Annotated in this window: 15 protein-coding genes and 2 pseudogenes; 7 read left to right on the top strand and 10 right to left on the bottom strand. The window is 64.5% G+C overall.

The window, feature by feature from the left end; translation table 11 throughout:
• Positions 1–46: 46 nt before the first annotated feature.
• On the bottom strand, positions 47–304 hold the full coding sequence (locus C566_RS22250; protein WP_231386225.1) for a hypothetical protein: 258 nt from the start codon (positions 302–304) through the stop codon (positions 47–49).
• Positions 305–680: 376 nt separating this feature from the next.
• Here C566_RS22250 and C566_RS0101265 point away from each other — a divergent pair, with 376 nt between their 5' ends.
• The 6 genes and pseudogenes from C566_RS0101265 to C566_RS20435 form a co-directional block, all read left to right on the top strand.
• Positions 681–1,454 (top strand): alpha/beta fold hydrolase, encoded by a 774-nt coding sequence (locus tag C566_RS0101265; RefSeq protein ID WP_018772507.1) that lies wholly within the window; start codon positions 681–683, stop codon positions 1,452–1,454.
• Positions 1,455–1,720: 266 nt separating this feature from the next.
• Positions 1,721–2,194, top strand: a complete 474-nt coding sequence (locus C566_RS20420) for a hypothetical protein (protein WP_155846700.1) — start codon at positions 1,721–1,723, stop codon at positions 2,192–2,194.
• A gap of 610 nt (positions 2,195–2,804) precedes the next feature.
• Positions 2,805–3,428 carry an NAD(P)H-binding protein gene (locus C566_RS20425; protein WP_018772508.1) on the top strand — a complete coding sequence of 208 codons (624 nt, stop codon included), beginning with the start codon at positions 2,805–2,807 and terminating at the stop codon, positions 3,426–3,428.
• Between the two features lie 785 nt (positions 3,429–4,213).
• Positions 4,214–4,651 carry a hypothetical protein gene (locus tag C566_RS22565; RefSeq protein ID WP_155846701.1) on the top strand — a complete coding sequence of 146 codons (438 nt, stop codon included), beginning with the start codon at positions 4,214–4,216 and terminating at the stop codon, positions 4,649–4,651.
• A gap of 329 nt (positions 4,652–4,980) precedes the next feature.
• Positions 4,981–5,208: pseudogene (locus tag C566_RS20430) on the top strand (helix-turn-helix domain-containing protein); the annotation flags it as partial.
• A 602-nt stretch (positions 5,209–5,810) separates the two neighbouring features.
• Positions 5,811–6,867, top strand: a pseudogene (locus C566_RS20435) (IS110 family transposase); the annotation flags it as partial.
• Between the two features lie 75 nt (positions 6,868–6,942).
• Here the strand turns inward: C566_RS20435 and C566_RS0101295 are convergent.
• The 9 genes from C566_RS0101295 to C566_RS0101335 all read right to left on the bottom strand — a co-directional run bounded on the left by C566_RS0101295 (position 6,943) and on the right by C566_RS0101335 (position 16,345).
• Positions 6,943–7,224 carry a winged helix-turn-helix transcriptional regulator gene (locus C566_RS0101295; RefSeq protein WP_018772512.1) on the bottom strand — a complete coding sequence of 94 codons (282 nt, stop codon included), beginning with the start codon at positions 7,222–7,224 and terminating at the stop codon, positions 6,943–6,945.
• The gene (locus C566_RS0101300) at positions 7,221–7,625 is read right to left on the bottom strand and encodes a VOC family protein (RefSeq protein WP_018772513.1); all 405 of its coding nucleotides are present in this window, start codon (positions 7,623–7,625) and stop codon (positions 7,221–7,223) included. Before C566_RS0101300 ends, C566_RS0101295 begins: the two co-directional genes overlap by 4 nt.
• Before the next feature lie 564 nt (positions 7,626–8,189).
• A complete protein-coding gene (locus tag C566_RS0101305; RefSeq protein ID WP_018772514.1) occupies positions 8,190–9,275 on the bottom strand; it encodes a PEP/pyruvate-binding domain-containing protein in 1,086 nt (361 codons plus the stop codon).
• Between the two features lie 10 nt (positions 9,276–9,285).
• On the bottom strand, positions 9,286–11,175 hold the full coding sequence (locus C566_RS0101310) for a PEP-utilizing enzyme (RefSeq protein WP_018772515.1): 1,890 nt from the start codon (positions 11,173–11,175) through the stop codon (positions 9,286–9,288).
• On the bottom strand, positions 11,172–12,029 hold the full coding sequence (locus C566_RS20440) for an HAD-IIA family hydrolase (RefSeq protein ID WP_018772516.1): 858 nt from the start codon (positions 12,027–12,029) through the stop codon (positions 11,172–11,174). Before C566_RS20440 ends, C566_RS0101310 begins: the two co-directional genes overlap by 4 nt.
• Positions 12,026–13,543, bottom strand: coding sequence for a hypothetical protein (locus tag C566_RS0101320; protein WP_018772517.1), 1,518 nt, complete (start codon positions 13,541–13,543; stop codon positions 12,026–12,028). Before C566_RS0101320 ends, C566_RS20440 begins: the two co-directional genes overlap by 4 nt.
• A complete protein-coding gene (locus C566_RS0101325) occupies positions 13,540–14,892 on the bottom strand; it encodes an acetyl-CoA carboxylase biotin carboxylase subunit (protein WP_018772518.1) in 1,353 nt (450 codons plus the stop codon). The genes C566_RS0101320 and C566_RS0101325 overlap by 4 nt, the downstream gene beginning before the upstream one ends.
• The gene (gene accB / locus C566_RS0101330; protein ID WP_018772519.1) at positions 14,889–15,434 is read right to left on the bottom strand and encodes an acetyl-CoA carboxylase biotin carboxyl carrier protein; all 546 of its coding nucleotides are present in this window, start codon (positions 15,432–15,434) and stop codon (positions 14,889–14,891) included. Before accB ends, C566_RS0101325 begins: the two co-directional genes overlap by 4 nt.
• A gap of 131 nt (positions 15,435–15,565) precedes the next feature.
• Positions 15,566–16,345 carry an IclR family transcriptional regulator gene (locus C566_RS0101335; protein ID WP_018772520.1) on the bottom strand — a complete coding sequence of 260 codons (780 nt, stop codon included), beginning with the start codon at positions 16,343–16,345 and terminating at the stop codon, positions 15,566–15,568.
• Between the two features lie 208 nt (positions 16,346–16,553).
• On the opposite strand from C566_RS0101335, the gene C566_RS0101340 reads away from it, so the two are divergent.
• Entirely contained in the window at positions 16,554–17,906 is a 1,353-nt protein-coding gene (locus tag C566_RS0101340; protein WP_018772521.1) for an MFS transporter, read from the top strand.
• Positions 17,907–17,942: the final 36 nt, after the last annotated feature.

The raw sequence follows: 17,942 nt of genomic DNA on the forward strand, positions 1-17,942 counted from the left end.
CGCCGGCCTGCGGTAACGGCGCCCCTCCAGAGCAGGGACGAGCCGCTCAGGCTGCCGCCCGGGCTACGATCCTGCTTGCCAGATCGCGGTCTGCTCCGCCGATCTGTTCCACCGTTGCGCGCGCCTCAGTGTCATCCACCCAGTCGAACACCGAACCTCCGGCATCCCGCACGGCCACGGTGAGTTCCCCGTAGCGCCCGCCGAGGACCTGGTCCCGGCCTGTGAGGGCCCGGATGCCGCGGCGCAGCTGCGCGAGGTCGTCCTTGAACTGGCCGTCCAAGGTGGCCGGCGGGTTCCGGCGCACGAAGGTGCGGACCAGGTCGGTGCCGAGGAGGTGGTTGTCCTTGGCGTAGCCGAGCCGGTCCAGGGAGATCGCGAACCGGCCGGCCGGGTCGGATTCGCCGCCCGGTAACAGTTTTGGAAAGCATCGACGCTCTCGCTTACACCCACCCGCGGATGGCCTCCGTTCCGGTCACCCATCATCTGGAAGAACTGCCGCCAAGCACCAGCCACGACCAGGTTCCGATTGGGAACGCACCGCGAGACATGATCGGCCGGACGATCGAACGGGACTGAGATGTGCCACCTTAGGGCTATGGCGGCTCCCTGCCGTCATAACGGCCAATTCCGTTAGCCGGCCCCGTTGTTGGTAGCCGCGGCGGGGACTAGGATCTGGTCCCATGGAGCCTACCCGCGTACTCCTCCTTCCCGGCAGCGTGCTCCCGGCGGAGCTTGCCTACGGTGCCCTGCTAGCCTCTCTAGGTCCCGGTGTCGATGCGGTCGCCAAGGATCTGGAGGTGTATGCGGGGCCCCAACCGCCCACCGGTTACACCCTGGATACCGAGATCGACGGCGTGACCCGGTTTGCCGATGAGAAAGGCTGGGACGCCTTCCACTTTGCAGGCTACTCCGGCGGCGGCGCCGCCGCCCTAGCCTTTACGGCCAGATATCCCGAACGTGTTCAGAGCCTGGCCCTGTTGGAGCCGGCCTGGGCCGGAAGCTGGGACTGGAGCCCGGAACACCGACGGGTCTGGGAACGATACCGACAGCTGCGGACGCTACCCCCGGACGAATTCATGGCGGGCTTCATGCGGCTCGGACTCAGGGACGGGGTGGACGTGCCGCCCCCTCCCGGCGGTGATCCGGCACCCTGGATGACGAAACGACCTGCCGGGATCGCCGCGTTCCTGGACACCTTTGAAACCTACGATTTGAACCGCTCCGCCCTGGCGGCCTATACGCGTCCTGTCTACTTCGCCCTGGGCGCGCTCAGCAACCCGCATGACTATGGTGAAATCGCGCAGCGACTGGCCGAGGTCTTTCCGGATTTCCGGCTGGACGTCTTTGCAGAGCGGCATCACTTCGATCCGCCGCACCGGGTCGAGCCGGACCGGCTTGCCGCGTCGTTGCTCGCCCTGTGGAAGCGGGCCGAAGCGCAGTTCCCGGACGCCTGAGGCAGCACTGGGCCGGTCCGTCGCGTGAGCCCCGCGTGTCGGTGGGCCACGCGGCGCGGCGCCAAACCAGCGACCGGGCGTCGTAGGTCGAAGTTAACAGTCACATGCACCAGGTCGCTCCACGGCGTTTCGCAACGGGCGTCCGTAAAGAAGCGACGCATCGCCCCGTAAGCCGGCCGAGCACGGGCGCCACCGCGCCGCTGCACGCCCGATGCCTGAACCGGACGTGGCGGCACGGTGTGCACGGATCCAAGGAGACCGGCAAGATGACGGCCGTGAAGTCCACCCGGCGCAGCACCGAACTCCTGGGCCTGCAGGCGCTCATGGTCCTGCTCACCCTCGGTCTCTACGCCGTGACGCTGACCATCATCCCGCTGCTCATGGAGAAAGGCGCCGACCACACCGTGGCCGCGCTCGGCCTCGGACTCGTCGACGCCGGACAGGACGGCGGCCGGTTGCCCTTCGCCGACATCCCCGCCACGGCACGCATCGTCATCATCAGCGGAACCGCCACCAGGGACGTCCTTCTGCTCGCGCTCCTGCCAGGACCGGTGCCCCTGGTCATTGCCGCCGGCATGCTCGCCGGTGCCGGCCGCGGCTGCAGACCACCATCGTCGCCGACCGCTGGGGCGGGATCCGTCTCGGCACCCTGCAGGGCGTCTTCGCCGCGCCCCCGTTGCTCCGGAGCGGGGGCAGTGGCATTCTTTGGCGCAAGAAATGGGCAAAGGCGAAGGTGTTGACAGTGTCAACACCTTGGGCGTCGGATTGGGTCCTACAACTGTGGGACTGGCCCGGATTCCGTATGTTTCCGTGGGTTCTCAGTGTTTGCAAGGCCGGGAATGCAGTTCGAGTCCCACCTCGGGCACGTGCTTTTCCTGTTCAGGGGCTTGTGGGCCTCTGAATGTGTACAAATCTCCTTTTATGGGCCCCTGCGGGGGCCCATTTTTGTTGGTGGTCGTTGCCTCCTCTCGTGTTTGGGTAAGGGTGTCGCTGGTTACACGTTCATGGCGGGGAGGGCCGTTAAATGCATGACGTGACGCTGGCTGGGGGAGTGGGTTGCCTTGGCTGGCTTGCACTCATTGATGTCTCTACTGTTCATGGCTACTTACCCGGGTAAGCGCATGACCGTGCTCGACTTGTTGGCGGGTTCTGCCCGGCGTGACTGCAGACCCCGGCCAACCGGCTGAACCAGCCGCTGCAAGCGGCGGCTTAAACCCCGGCGTTGCTCCGACTCCTTGACTTTGCCCCGGCAACGCCGCCGAATCTGATAACGCAAAGGGTGCCTGGCTGCCGGACGTGGGACAGAATGGGTCTATGACCCGAATCGCAATCATCGGCGGCCACTGAAAAGTGGCTAGGGAACTCTCCAAAGCCCTGGCTGCGGACGGGCAGGAGGTCACCGCCATCTTCCGCAACCCCGAACACGCGTCCGAAGTCGCGGCGACCGGCGCCACCCCAGTCGTCCTGGACGTGGAAAATGCGACGACGGCGGAAATCGCGGAGGCGCTCTCGGGTCACGACGCCGTCGTATGGTCGGCCGGTGCCGGCGGCGGAAACCCCGGGAGGACCTACGCCGTGGACCGTGACGCCGCGATCCGCTCGATGGACGCTGCTGCCCAGTCCGGCGTCGGCCGCTACGTTATGGTGTCCTATCTTGGAGCCGGACCGGACCACGGAGTGCCCCGGGACAACCCCTTCTTCCACTACGCGGAGGCCAAGGCCGCCGCTGACTCCTACCTGCGCGGCACCAGCCTGGACTGGACCATCCTCGGCCCCGGCGCGCTCACGGACAAGCCGGGCAGCGGCCTGATAGACATCCACGTCAACGAGCCCTGGCAGGCTGCCGAAACCGCCCGCGCCAACGTCGCCCCCGTCGCCGCGGCCGTCCTGGAGCTGCCCGCCGCAATCGGCCGGACTATCGGGTTCCGCGACGGCAGCCAGCCCATCGCTGCAGCCCTGCAGGCGGTGGCCTAGCCCGTTCGGGGAAAGTGGGCACAAGGAGCAGCTGGCACTCATTATGGAATGCTGCTCGCCACGGTGGTCGCTGAAAAGCATCACCGTCATCCACCACAACCTCATGGTGTCCGCGGAGAACGGCGCCTCGGGCAGCTAGCGCACGGTTCAAGGGTGGATTGGCGGCAGTTCACCACTGAGGGCAGCATACTTGACGCCCCATCCGTGGCGAACCGCAGCATTTCACCTCCTCAAAGCTGATGTGCTGGGTCGCCGCTGATGGCTCGGCAACCCAGATTCCGAGCGCGCACGTGGTGATGCAGAGGATCAGGAATTTGACCACGTCGGGCGGGCAGTGTGCACAATCACGGCAGACGCCCCCCAGCTCAAGAGGCAGCATCGCGGCGGCGTTGGCCGCTGTCAGTCGCGTCTTGGGTGCTTCATGAAGGGAATGTGAAGAAGCCGATCGTGCATCCGGTATTTTGAAGGGTTTCCAGCAGCCCGGGTGCACCTTTGGACATATCGCTGGAATCACATCATGGGTCCACTGGAGGGCGGACGAGTGGTTGTTCCGAATGTCGCGAAGAAACGCTTGACCGTGCTCCAGGCGACATGCATCGGGGTCGGGTCGATGATTGGTAGCTGATGGCGGAACTCACTATTTACTGTTTCGTCCCATTAGCTGCAAATCTTGCCAAAATCCCGAGCAAATGGTGAGCTTCAAACATTGCCATGGCCGAGATGCTCTGGGATACTTTCCTTGCCGTAACCGCATCAAGGTTTAGGTATCTAACATTGGGGGAATATTGTTCAAAATCTATCAGCTCGATTCCAAAGATCCGCTCCTCGGGCGCCGATACGTTGCCGATGAGGATCGAAATATCAAACTGCAACGGGTCGCTGGACTGGCCTACCGCCCCGGCGGTGCCTTCAAGTTGACCGCAGGTGAGGCAGTGATTCCTTTTGAAGTCGACGACAAAGATTTGATAGATCCAACCACGGGTCAGGAGTACATACTCCGAAGCTTTGACACGTTCGGTGTGAGTCCCACGGCCAAACTGCTCGGGAAAATTGAATCATACGATTTCTCGGATGCGGCAACAAAACAAAGTCTACTTCTGGCTGCAGCTGAGGCGCTAATCATATTCGGTTGGAATTATGACGGACCCTCCCGGGAGGACGGCTATATCCGTGTCGATGTAGACGGGCGGATTCTGACTCTGCGGGATATTCCTCACGAATAACGAAGGTCATCCATTATTAAATTCGAAGTCGCGAAGCCCACAATCTTGTTGCGGCAACAGTGTCGAGAGAGTTGACGAGCTGCTGCCGGCTGGCCGCGAAGCCTCATTCGGGGCGCGCTGTCTTGGAATGCAACAGCTTTCCAAGACACTGACCCACGACCGGATGAGCCGGTCAAGCGGCTGAGAAAGTGGGGCTCGCCGATGTCTCGCTAACTCGTCTCACCATGAATCGTCTCGGCGAGGGGCATTCCGGGGCCTTTCCGAGTCAGAATGGCTGAGTGAGACAACTGGGATATACGCGCGTCAGTACGTCCAGCCAGGACGCCCAGCTCGTCGAGCGCGTCAACGCCGGCATCGCAGTCGCCAGGCAGAACGGAGCACGCTTCGGCCGGCCGGTGTCCGACCCGGCCGTCATCGCGGAGAAGCTGGCGATCGCTCAGGACGCCCGCGCGAAGGGACGCACCGCGGAAGACGCCGCCCGCCTCGTCGGCTGGAGCCGCGCAACGCTCTACCGCCACCAGCAAGCTTTCGCTGCACGCGAGAGCACCAAACAATAGGTTCTCCTGAAGGGCGGGTGACGGGCGCCATCGTTATCCAGCCTCGTCCAGGTAGCGCCCGAGTTAGGCCCTCGGACCTCGCTGCGCTCGGGCTGTACAAGCGTCTTTTCTGTTTTTTGCTGCTGTCCTGTGGATCGTACGTGTCCGCTCCACCGGCTCAACCGTCCTGCGGACGGCAGCGCAGCGGATGGACTGTGTCGGCGCTGCGCTTATTTCCTCCCACAATCCATCCGCTGCTTGCCCTTCGGGTTGCGCCAGCTCCGTCGGGCACAGCTACGCGAAGCTCCGCCAGCAGCCAAAAAACAACTGTGAGTCTTTACGTGGCTGGTCTGGGACTAGCTGGCAATGTTGATGCCGGTCGTTCTTCCTGGTGCGTGACTCGAAAAAACAATTGCCCCTCGAGGGTGCGTTTCCCCCGATTTGTCCGCCCTGGGTGGAGCGGCCGGCGCTGACCTGTTCCACGTCGGTGGCTTGATTAGAAGCTTGCCCAGCCTCTGAGGTTGTGGCTCATCACAGTTTTGCCTCGGGGTGACTCTTCCCAGGTCCGGCGCCGGTCGTGCTGCGGCCATTCTTGCCCGTTCGAAAGGAAGGAGGGTGGTGCGTTGACTATCGTTTCGCAGACCCGCCCGTTCGTCATCGGCGTGGACTGTCACGCCCGCACCCACACTTACGCCATCATCGAGGCCAGCACTAAGCGACAGGTCGCGTGCTTGCAGTTCCCGACCACCTCGGCAGGGATTTCACGCGCACTCGCCTGGGTAGGTCGAAGGACAGACGGCGATATGGGGTGTCTGTGGGCTGTTGGGGGTATCGGCTCATATGGGGCCCGTCTGGCCAGGGCAGTATCGGACGCCGGCTATGACGTTGCCGAAGCTCCACGGATGAACGCCCGAGGGCGCCGGGGGCTGGGCAAATCCGACCCGCTGGACGCCGCCGCCATCGGAGCCGCTGTCCTGGGCTTGGAGGAGTCCCAGCTTCGAGCCCCGCGCCGGGATGAAGGAACCCGTGCCGGGCTCAGGATCCTGAGTGCGGCACGGGATCGGCTGACGCGGGAACGAACAATGAACGTAAATGCACTCATCGCCCTCCTCCGGGCACATGACCTTGGAGTCGACGCCCGTAAGCCTCTGGTTCCCGCCCAGATCGCCACGATCACTAGATGGGGGAACGGCAGGAGCAGATCGAACTAGCGATCGCGCGAGAGGAAGCGGTTCGGTTGGCGCGCCGCGCTCTCGAAGTGACCACTCTGCTGGGGGCTAATCAGAAGCGCATGACTGAGCTGATTCAGCAAAGTCCGCCGCCCCGCTGCTGGAGATGGTGGGCGCTGGCGCCGTTTCAGTCGCTGCCGTCCTGACGGCCTGGTCGCATCCAGGAAGGGTTCGAAGCGAAGCTGCTTTCGCGTCACTGGCAGGGGTAAATCCCTTGCCGGCTTCAAGCGGTACTACTGTCCGTCACCGGCTCAACAGGGGCGGTGACAGGCGCCTCAATCGTGCCTTGCACACCATCACCATGACCCGGATGGTTCACCATCCCGGAACGCGGGAGTACGTCGCCAAACGCACCTAAGAAGCCCGCGGCTATCGCGAAATCCGAAGATCCCTCAAGCTCTACCTTGCCCGAACCCTCTACCGTCAGCTCAACACCCTTTCCGCCTCTATGGATCCAGCCCGCCCCAGTGTTGCAGGGGCAGAGCCCAGCCACCTCGTCGGAGCGTATCGCGATTCCGCGCCATGCCTAGGCCTCATCGCTGCCCCAGCGTCCTAGCGCGATGATCGCCTCACGCAAGGCAAGCCCGCGGTCGGTCAGCGCATAGGCCCGGGTGTTGTGCCGGAGGGGCAGACGGGACAATACCCCGGCCCCCTCGAGCTCGCGCAGGCGGGTCGCGAGAATGTTCGTCGGCACTCCGAGGTCGCGCTGCAGATCGCCGTAGCGCTGCGGCCCGTCGAGCAGCCGCTCCACGATGAGCAGGGCCCACCGTGCTCCCACGACATCGAGGGCCGCGGCGAGGTCGCTCACTCGGTCGGATCGGCGTCCGGTTTCATCCAAAACGGCGAATAGTGGTAGCCGTCAGGGTCGTCGAATTGGCGCTGGTACATGAAGGGGTAGTCGTCGGTTTCACCGATCCGCCCGCCGGCGGCGCCGGCGCGTTCGGTGAGCTCGTCGACCGCCTGACGGCTGCCGAGGTCGAACGAGACTGTGACCTTCGAGGGCGTATCGGGTCCGCCGACCAGCTCCTCGGCGCCGCCGACGCTCGCGTACATCTCGCGGCTGCCGAGCATGACGTACTGCTCGGGCGCGATCGCGAAGCATGACACGTTGTGATCGGACATTTCTGGGTTGAGGGTCCAGCCCAGGGCGGTGTAGAAGGCGGTCGCGCGCTCGACGCTCTCGACCGGGCAGGTGATGAAAAGGCTCATGCGGCTCATACTTGCAAAATGCAAGTATGACGTCAAGATCTCGGCCGCACGGTCCGCAACCTGCAGGCGTGTAGGAGCACGTTCAGAAGGTACGGGCGAGTAATAGGGACCAGACCGTGCGTAAAGCATTGGCGCAGAGAGGGATCCCTCCGCGTGCATTTGAGGACGCCAACGATGGGCCCTGGTGAGACTTCTGCCGTGCTCGTCGGATAAATGAGGGTCTCGAAGCGGCTGGCGTGGATTACGGCGATAAGTGGCGTCGTCTTCGCAGGGCTAAAGGTCACCCTTGATTCCCGGCAGTTGTCAGGCCTTCCTGAGAGCCTTAGGTAGCAAGGCGCCGATAGGGAGTCCAGTGTATGCAGGGCTGGAATACGCTGCGCATCCCCACGTTGGGCGCAGCACGTCCCCTCGTCAGAGAGAGTTTCCGACACAGCCCACGTCCCCATATATCGGTATGGGCGACTGTCTCCGAGCTGTACCCATCCGCAGCACCGCATATGGAGCTGGCCGCGCTGCTGCGCGGCCAGCTCCTGGCATTTGATACCGAAGCCCGTACCGTCAGGCTCAGTGCTGGTGTGAGGCGTCGTGCGCGTGGGCAGGCGGAGCGGTAGCACCGGAGATGCTGCCGGTGATCCAGGACATCATGCCCGCCGTTGCGTCGAACGCCGGTTTGCGGTCGGCATTGGACCAGACGGTCTCCGGACGGCACTGGAGCAGGATCAGGTTGCTGCCCTCGGGGAGCTCTTCGTCCACCGCGAATTCAATGTCCTGAGGTGCCTGATGGATGCGCTCCAGCTTCTTGCCGAGCGTAGCCAGCGCCACCACCTCGTCATCCTGCAGGCACAACACATCGCGGCGTTCGGCAGGGACGTCCACCGGCGCGTCACCGCGGCGGTACTCGATGATCTTGTTGCCCACCACCCGGTCCGCGATGCCGAGGCCGACCTTGTCCACCACAAAGCGGTCCGGTGTCACTTCACCGCCCACCACTGACAAGCCCAGGCCCCAGCTGGCTTCCATCACGATCTTGGACCGGTCGCCGCTGGTGGGGCTAAGTGTGAACATCACGCCCGCGGCGCGGGCGCGCACGGTCTTCTGGATCACCACGGCCATCTCGATGGCATGCGGATCGATCTCCTTCTCGGCGAGGTAGGAGAGGACCCGGCCGGCAAAGACGCTGACATAGCATTTGTGCACGTATTCGAGCACGGCATCCGCGCCGACGATGTCCACCCACGTTTCGAACTCGCCGGCAAAGCTGGCGCCCACCGAGTCTTCCGCGGTGGCGCTGGACCGTACGGCGACGGCGATGTTGTCCACGCCGGTGTCCTCGCAGAGCTTGGCGTACGCTGCACGTATCGCGTTCGCTACCGAGTCGGGTAGGGGCATCCGGGTGAACCGTTCGCTAATGGCGCGGTCGGCGTCGTCGAACGCTGACTGCTCCCTGCTGGTACCCAGGCCGTCGAGCACCCCGCGGGTGAATTCCTGCAGGCCCCCTGTCTGGAGGTAGGCACGGTAGGCGGCCGCGGTCACTGCAAAGCCGGGGGCAACGGGCAGCCCGGCGGCGGTCATTTGGGCCAGGCCCGCGGCCTTGCCGCCCACTTCCCGGACGTCCTGGCAGGCGGGGTCGTTGAATTCTCGGGTAAACACGGTCAAACTCCTAGCGGACCGCTGCGGCGGTGTCAGTTGCACGGGTGGTGTCGGGGGCCGGTTCGAGGACGACGACGGTGCCCGCCTTGCCGTCGATCCGGACCCTTTGGCCGGTGGTCAGGCGGGCGGTGGCAAAGCCGGTTCCCACCACGGCGGGAATGCCGTATTCGCGGCAGACGATGGCGGCGTGGCACATCATGCCGCCGATGTCGGTAATGACTCCGGTGGCCACTGCGAAGGCCGCCGCCCAGGACGGAGCGGTAATCGGAGCCACCAGGATTTCACCCGGCTGCAGGAGCGGCAGGTCTTTTTCGGAACGCAACACCCGGACGGGGCCCTCGACAATGCCGAGGGAGCCCGGGATGCCGTTGAGCTTGTCAGTGGCGCCGTCGGAGGCCCCGAGCCAGTCCTGCACGCGTTCGGTGGTCACGCCGTAGTTCATCACGGCGAACGGGTCCGTGACCTGCTGCGGCGGGATGCCGTAGGCGGGCGGGGCACTGGCGGCCTGGAGCGCCGCAACAATCGGGCGGCGGCGGGCGATTTCGGCCTGCCAGCGCTTCTTGCCACGTGCCGGGACGCCGATCGCCCAGGAGTCCACGACATCGAACAGTGCGGTGTCCAGCTCGAAGCGGTTCAGGTAGAACATGTCCTCGGCAGTGTCGAGGAAGCCGGCATCCACCAGGAAACGGGCCAGGTCCCACGCCTTTTCCCAGAAAACCTTGTGGGACCAGTGCTCCACGTAGATGTTGTGCTCTTCGATGTAGGGGAAGACCTTCCGGGCGAGGCCGAGCAGTTCGTCGAACTGCCGTGCCTCATCGCCGGTGAGGAGGGCGCGGTATTCGTCCACGATCTCGTCCCGTTCGTCGCGGAGCCGCTCGATGGGCCGGGAGATGTCTTCGCCCGCGGCGATCTTGACCGCATACCGGGAGATGCCTTGCAGGGGGATGGAGAGGTCGCTTGCCCAGGTTTCCTGGTCGTGGGTGAAACCGTACTCGGCAAAGTAGTTGAACCAGGGGTCCTTGGCCTCTTCGAACGCGGCCAGCCAGGTCCGGCCGTTGGTTGTTTCGGCCAGAGCGGCCAGGATGGCTTCCGGGCCGCTGTCGCCGGTGATGATGCTGTTCAGGTCGAGTTCGTGGGAGAGCGCGGCGAGCTTGCGCAGTTCGTCGTCCGGGCGGAAGGCGAGGACATCGACGCCGGCCACCATGCGGGAGATGGACTGCTCGCTGATGAGCGGGAAGGCCTGCTTGCAGAACTGGAAGAAGGTGATGTAGCCGCCGTAGCCCAGGTTCAGGAATTCGAAGTGGTACTGCCAGATGGAGAAGAATTCATCGATCAGCCGGTGGTAGTTCTCGATGACAGCCATGGCCGAGGACCGGCCGCGCGCTTCGGTGACAACCTCGGCGGGGTCGTATTCGGTCAGGCGGGGGAACTCGATGGTGCGCAGGGAATCGATGGCGCCTTCCATCTTGGTCTTCCACTTGCCGTACAGCTCGTCCCAGTTGGCGTAGTAGTAGCCGGCGCGTTCCTGGAAAATGGCCACGCGCTCCTGGATCCGCGCGGGGTCCTCAACGCCCAGCGGCGAGATGTAGACATACCCGTTGACCACGCGGACGTCCAGGCCCAGCGACACCGGCAGGGCGAAGATGCGGGTGCTGAACGTTCCGACGCCCAGGTACACGGCTTCGGCGCCGATGCTGTCGAAGGGGTGGCAGCCGCGGGACCAGTGCATGGTGTCAGCGAACCAGAACTGGGCGTTCTCGTGCTCGGTGGTTTCCTCCGAGGGGACCAGGTAGTACGGGTACATCGACTCCCAGCCTTCCCCTCCGGCCGGGGCCTGGGATTCGTTGAAGAAGGGGAAACGTGCTGTGCTGCCCGGGGTGGTTCCTGCGGTGTCGGTCATGATGTGGCTCCTTGCGACAGTGAAAGGGAGGGTGTGAGGAATTCAAGCAGTTCGGCGACGTCGGCCAGGGCGAGATCCGGCCTGGCGGCGCCTTCGAGCGTGGCGAGCAGTCCGGGAGATGTTGCTCCGGAGAGCACCAGGGCGCTGTTGGCACCCATGGACCTGGCCAGGTCGATTTCGACGGTGGCGTCGCCCACCACGGTGACCTCGGCGGCGGGAAGGCCCAGCCGGCGCAGCAGGGTTTCGCCCAGGGCGGCAGAGGGTTTTCCGACGACCTGCGGAACGGCGCCGGCAGCCCAGCCGACGGCGTTGGCAATGGCTGCCGAGACGCACACGGATTTGCCGAGGCCGCCATGGAACCAGGGCACGTCCACGGTGGTGTAGAGCGGGGCACCGGCGTCGACGGCCAGGCTGGCCGCGTTGATCTGTTCAGTGCTGTACCCGTTTGCGGCCCCGACCACCACGACGTCGGCCAGTTCCGGTTGCGCGGGATCGGCCAGATTGACGCCCAGGCTGCGCAATGGGGCGGTCAGACCCTCCGCTCCGAGCGCCAGCACCCGGGCCCCAGGGTGGCGGTGGGCAATATAGTCGGCGGCTGCGCTGCCAGCGGTAGCGAAATCCTCGTCGCGGATATCGATTCCCTGAGAGCGGAGATGGGCGGCGTATTCGGCCGGGGTCTTCTCCGAGGCGTTGGTGCAGACAACGACGGCGTGTCCGGCAGCGTACAGCGCTGCCACCAGCCCCGCGGCGCCCGGCATGGCCTCCCCGCCGGCACCGCCGGCGCGCTTTGTGCGCATCAGGCAACCGTCGACATCCAGTACCCAGCCGTGGGAATGTTCAATGGCGTTGCTCATGCCGTGACCTCCTGTGCGGCGCTGCCGCCTGTTGTACCAACTACTGCGGCACCAACGTTGTCGGAAGGGCCGCGTTGAATGGAAAATTTCGTGGTGCCGTCGGTGATGGACACCGAGGTGGAGGGCCGGTCATTCACTGCTGCGAGCAGCCGCTGCAGCGTTGACGTGGCCGAATACTTCTTCGCGGCGTACATGGTGTCCACCTGCTCGGCCGGCATGACCGCCCGGAGCAGCAGTTCCTCGTCGCTGATGGTGGCGCCGAAGCGCCGCCGCAAGTCCGCGATGGTCACGTCGCCGCCGTCGTTGATGGGCTGTTGTCCGCGCTTGGTGGCCATGGCACGGTCCATCAGCTCAGGGTTCACCGCCCCGGGCAACGGGCCGAAATCGCCGCGCAGCAGGTCGATGACCTCATCGGAAAGCTGCTTGTACCGTTCACCCGTGATGACGTTCAGAGTGGCCTGGGTGACGATGTATTGGGCAAAAGGTGTCATCACGATCGGCCAGCCAAGGTCCTCGCGGACCTGGACGGATTCCTCGATCACCTGGTCGAACAGGTCAGCGCGCCGGATTTCACCGAGCTGCCGCCGGGTGGTGGACTGCACCCCGCCGGGAATGGTGTGCCGGTAATAGGCCTCGTCGTACTCATTGGGGCTGCCGGCGGGCAGGTTCTTGATCCGCCCCTGGCGCTGCAGGTAGGCCGACGCTTTGGCCATGGCGTCCAGGTCCACGTTGACGTTGTGGCCGCGGGCCCGAAGGTTATGGACCAGGCGCTGGGCTTCCGGGTGCGAACTCCCGTTGGCGAGCGGGGGCAGGGCGCAGTGGATAGTGTCGATGCCCAAGTCTGCCGCGTCCAGGACGGTGATGGGGGACAGGCCAGTGGTGCTGTGCGAGTGGATCTCATTCAGACGGGTGGAAGTCAGGCTGGACTGCAGCAGCGGGACCAGGCTCTTCACCCGGTCCGGCGTCAGCAGCCCTGCCGGGTCCTTCAGGTAGACGCTGTCGATGGCGTCGCAGTCGTCGAGTTCCTTGGCCTTGGTGGCGAAGTATTCGTCCGTGTGGACGGGGCTCGTGGTGTAGCAGATCCCGCCGATGACTTCTTCGAAGCCGACGCGCTTGGCCATCTCGGCAGTACGCTTGGCACCGTCCATGTCATGCATGGGATCGATTACCCAGAGCCGCTTGACGCCGTTGCGGACCAGCAGCCGGAAGGCAAGTTCGAACACGGCGTCCGGGGTGCGGTGGAACGAGATGAACCGTTTGCCCGTTGTGAGGAAGCCTAGCTGCGTGTTGGGCATCAGGTCGCGAGCGGCCCGCAACCGTTCCCAGGGATCCTCCTGGTGGTACCGCACGGCGGTGGCCATGAGGGTGCTGGAGACCAGTTCGATGGCATGGTAGCCCACCTGGTCCAGCAGGGGAGCAACGCCCTGGACCATGCGTGTGGTGACTCCGGTGGCACCCCAGATGCTTTGGTTGCCGTCCCGCAGGGAGACGTCGACGAGTTTGACGTCGGTCATGAGTTCACCTTTTCCGTCAGCAGTTCATTGAGCCAGTGGGTGGTGACCGTGTTGTGCTGGAAGACTGGATGGGCCAGAATCCGGGACAGCAGCGGCAAGGAGGTGGTAACGCCTTCGATTTCGAAGGCTGCCAGGGCCTGTTCCATCCGTTCGATGGCGGCGGCGCGGTCCGGTGCCCAGGCGATCTGCTTGGCCATCAGCGCGTCGTAGAACGGCGGGAAGCGGTAGCCCTCATAGATATGCGTGTCGAGCCTGAGTCCGCCGGCGGCAGAAGGGCGCCAGCGCGTGACGGTTCCCGGTGAGGGCCGCAAGTCGTTTTCCGGGTCCTGAGCTGTGATGCGGCATTCGATGGCATTTCCGGTCAGGGTGATGTCTGACTGGGTGAAGGACAGTGGCTCACCCAGGGCCGCGAGCAGCTGTTCTCGGACCAGGTCGACGCCGGTGATCGCCTCGGTGACAGGGTGCTCCACCTGCACCCGCGGATTTACTTCCAGGAAGGCCAGCGAATCACGCTGTACGTCGTAGAGGAACTCCACGGTTCCCAGGCCAACATAATCCAGGGCCTCGGCGATCCGGAGGGCACTCTGGTAGAGGAGTGCGCGGGTGGCCTCGGGGAGGGCGGTGCAGGGTGCTTCCTCCACGACCTTCTGGTAGCGGTATTGCACCGAACATTCCCGCTCGCCGAGGTGGACGCGGTGGCCGTGGCGGTCTCCGAGGATCTGGACCTCCACGTGCTTGGCGTCCTGGACGAACCGTTCAAGGAACACTGTGCCGTCCCCGAAGGAGGCTTCCGCCTCGGAGGATGCCAGCTGCCAGGCCTCGGCCAGTTCCATTGTGCTTTCCACGAGTTTCATGCCGCGGCCGCCGCCGCCGTGGGCTGCCTTGATGAGTACCGGGTAGCCGATGCGTTCGGCCAGCTGCTGGACTTCCTCGGCCGTTTGGGCGGTGCCGCCTGCAGAGACGGGGACGTCCACGGATTCGGCCAGCCGCCGGGCCGTCAGCTTGTCTCCCAGCGCTCGCAGGGCTTCGGGTGACGGACCCACGAAGGTCAGCCCGTTCTCGGCACATATTTCGGCGAAGGCCGGTCGTTCGGAGAGGAAGCCGTAGCCAGGGTGGATCGCGGTGCAGCCGGTTGAGATGGCGGCCTGGACGACGGCGTTCATGTTCAGGTAGCTGTCTGCGGGCCGGGGCCCTCCAATGGTGACCACGCGGCCGGCCCGCCGGGCACCCAGGGTGTCTTTGTCCGCGGAGGAGACGCCGAGGACGGTGTCGTAGCCGAGCCGGTCGCAGGCCTCAATGATGCGGACAGCTATCTCTCCGCGGTTTGCCACGAAGATGCGGTGCTTCATGAGGTGGCCCGGATGGCGAACAGCGGCTGCTCGAATTCCACCAGGTCGCCGTCCTTCACGAAGACGGCAGCCACCTCGCCTGCTGCACCTGCGGTCACGGAGTTCATGAGCTTCATGACTTCGACAATGCACAGCACGGCATCGGCGGACACCGCATCGCCCACCTGGACGAACGAGGGCTCGCCCGGTTTGGGTGCCCCATAGTACGTGCCGAGCATCGGCGAGGTGACCAGGATGTGTCCGGCCGGAAGCGCGTCAGGGCTCATGGCGGGGGAGTGTCCGTTTGATGTGACGACGGCGGGAGCTGGCGCCGCAGGCGAAGGTGCGGCTGCCGGCTCTGCTGGCTGCGCGGCCACCGGCGGCGTTGCAGCGGGGGCCGCGACCGCGACGGCGGCAGCAGGGGACTGGATTGCGCCCTCCGGAATATGGCCGCCCCTGCGTACGTGCAGCCGCAGTTCACCTTTCTCATACAAAAAATCTGTGAACTCGGTCTTGTCCAGCTGCTCGATAATCGCAGCCAGTTCCTCCAGGTCAATGTCCATGTGCGGAATGTCCTTCTGTAACGCCTGTCCTCGTTGATCAGGCCCGAATGTGGTGTGTGCCACTTATTCAAAGCGTAGGAAGGCGTCCCGGTATGCGCAACGGAATCTGAAGAGATTCCGCTGTGCGCAATTTATCCCCGCATTGCGGCTCCTTCCAACAGGCCCTTCTCTGTCATCGCTGCGGCCTCGTGGAGCGACCGCACGTGGTCGGCAACCATCGACTTCTGGAACCGTGCGGTGGGGATGGCTGTGGTGTAGGCGGCGATGGGCTTTCCGGAGGGGTCCCTGATGCACACGCCAAGGCCGCTGACCCCCTGCTCCGTTTCCTCGAAATTCGTTGCATAGCCTGCCTTGCGGACTGTCGCGAGCTGCCGCTTGAGAGCAGACATGGCATGGATCCGGGCTGTGGGCCACGGCGTCAGGCCGCCGCGGTAGATTTTCTCCAGCTCGACGTTGCCGAGTTCGGCGAGGATGGCCTTGCCCCCGGCGGAGCAGTAGGCCGGCATGAGGTCGCCCATCCTGGCTTTGACGTGGAGTGCCTCTTCTGACTCGATGCCATCAATGAAGCGGATGTGGGGCCCGGTCAGAATCATGAGCTGGACGGTGTCGTTGATGTCGCTATAGAGCTTCTGCAAGGCCGGGCGGCCTACCTGACGCAGCTGGTTCACGGAGAAATTGGCCTCGCCATGGGGAGTCAGCTGTGGGCCTGCCCGGTAGCGCCGCTCCCGGTCCTGGATGGCAAAGTCCCTTGCGACCAGCGAGCCAAGGAGTCGGTGGGCCGTGGATGGTGCCACGCCGAGGCGCTCCCCGGCTGCCTTGACGCTGATGGATTCGCCGCCGCGCAGGATGATCAGCAGCTGGAGCGCCCGGTCAACGGATTCGAGCTTGGAAGGACTTTCTGTATTTTGCATAGCAGAATGGTGACACGGTTCTCTGGCGCCTGACTAGCCCACGGATTCCGCCTGCCCGGCTGCCAAAGAGCTGCAACTTCGGGCCGCAGCCGGGCCAGCGGATGATTTCGCTAGGAGAAATCTCCAACATTTTTATGGACGCGTCCAGGGCGTGTGACTAGGCTCACTGCATACCTCTCCCACATCTTTAGGCAGCAAGAAAGAAGACATGGACGTCTTGACCCAGATCCGCCAGTCACCGATGACACGATTCCAGGTAATGGCCGTAGTGATCGCTCTGACACTGATCCTCATTGACGGATTCGACGTAGCCGTGATGGCCTATGCAGCGCCCAGCCTCTCCAGGGCTTGGGGGCTGGACCCGGTCACCCTCGGCTTCCTGCTCAGCGCCAGCCTGTTCGGGATGGCCGCGGGTTCGATCTTCCTGACTCCGCTCGCGGACAAGATCGGCCGCCGGAAGCTGGCCCTGATCTCGCTGGTCATCATCAGCGTTGGTATGGTGCTCTCCGTTTTCGCCGTTGATGCCATGCAGCTGATGGCTTTCCGGGTCATCACCGGACTTGGTGTGGGCGGCATGATGGCCAACCTGAACGTCCTGGTGTCGGAATACTCCTCGGACAAGCGTCGGGGCACCATCATCGGCATCTACGCCGCCGGTTATCCGATCGGTGCCACTATAGGCGGACTGGTAGCTGCCCCGTTGATTCCGGTCTACGGCTGGCATTCAGTGTTCATCGTGGGGGCGGCACTGACGGTCCTGATGCTGGCGATCTCCTGGCGCTTCCTTCCGGAGTCCCTCGACTACCTGCTGACCCGTCGCCCGTCAGGTGCCCTGCCCAAGGTCAACGGAATCCTCGCGAAGATCGGCCGGCCGGCTTTGGCCAAACTGCCAGCCCTTCCGGCTGCCGTCCGCCACCAGAGCGCGGTGGGCGAGATCCTGAGCCGGCCCACCCGTTTCCGGACGCTGGCTTTGTGGATCGGCTACGCCTGCCTCGTCGCGGCCTACTACTTCGCGAACACCTGGACTCCAAAGATCGTTGCGGCAGCCTCCGGCAATGACTCCCTCGGGGTGACCATCGGTGTGATCGCCAACGCGGGCGGCATCCTCGGCTGCTTCATCTTCAGCGCACTCGCCATCAAGTACCGCAGCCGGCCCCTGCTCGTCTGGGCCCTGGTTCTGGCCGCCGTCGCCTACCTGCTCTTCGGCGTGGTCTTCACCCACGTCAACGTCGCCCTCGGCGTCGCACTGTTCCTCGGGATCCTCACCACCGCCGCGATTGCCGGCTTCTACGCTGTGGCACCCGATGTTTACACCGCGAGGGCACGGGCCACCGGTATCGGCTGGATGATCGGGCTGGGCCGCTTGGTCTCCATCGTGGCCCCCATCCTGGTGGGTTACCTGATCTCCGGCGGCTGGCAGCCGGAGCGCATCTTCTTCCTGTTCGCAATCCCGCTGGCGACCTCCGCCCTGTGCATCGTTTCCCTCGGCATGTCGCTCAAGCGCACCCAGCCGCCGGCCCTGGCGGACACCGCCCTGGCTCCCACTTCGCCTGCCGCGTAAGCGGAACCCATACTCTCCCTGTCAAGACATCGAAGG

This window comes from Arthrobacter sp. 131MFCol6.1, assembly GCF_000374925.1.
Lineage (GTDB): Bacteria > Actinomycetota > Actinomycetes > Actinomycetales > Micrococcaceae > Arthrobacter.

Bases quoted from the DNA above. Each gene is read 5' to 3' on its own strand.
- C566_RS0101265 (WP_018772507.1), top strand. From the start codon at position 681: ATGGAGCCTACCCGCGTACTCCTCCTTCCCGGCAGCGTGCTCCCGGCG.
- C566_RS20420 (WP_155846700.1), top strand. From the start codon at position 1,721: ATGACGGCCGTGAAGTCCACCCGGCGCAGCACCGAACTCCTGGGCCTG.
- C566_RS0101300 (WP_018772513.1), bottom strand. From the start codon at position 7,625: ATGAGCCTTTTCATCACCTGCCCGGTCGAGAGCGTCGAGCGCGCGACC.
- C566_RS0101310 (WP_018772515.1), bottom strand. From the start codon at position 11,175: ATGACCGACACCGCAGGAACCACCCCGGGCAGCACAGCACGTTTCCCC.
- C566_RS20440 (WP_018772516.1), bottom strand. From the start codon at position 12,029: ATGAGCAACGCCATTGAACATTCCCACGGCTGGGTACTGGATGTCGAC.
- C566_RS0101320 (WP_018772517.1), bottom strand. From the start codon at position 13,543: ATGACCGACGTCAAACTCGTCGACGTCTCCCTGCGGGACGGCAACCAA.
- C566_RS0101325 (WP_018772518.1), bottom strand. From the start codon at position 14,892: ATGAAGCACCGCATCTTCGTGGCAAACCGCGGAGAGATAGCTGTCCGC.
- accB (WP_018772519.1), bottom strand. From the start codon at position 15,434: ATGGACATTGACCTGGAGGAACTGGCTGCGATTATCGAGCAGCTGGAC.
- C566_RS0101335 (WP_018772520.1), bottom strand. From the start codon at position 16,345: ATGCAAAATACAGAAAGTCCTTCCAAGCTCGAATCCGTTGACCGGGCG.
- C566_RS0101340 (WP_018772521.1), top strand. From the start codon at position 16,554: ATGGACGTCTTGACCCAGATCCGCCAGTCACCGATGACACGATTCCAG.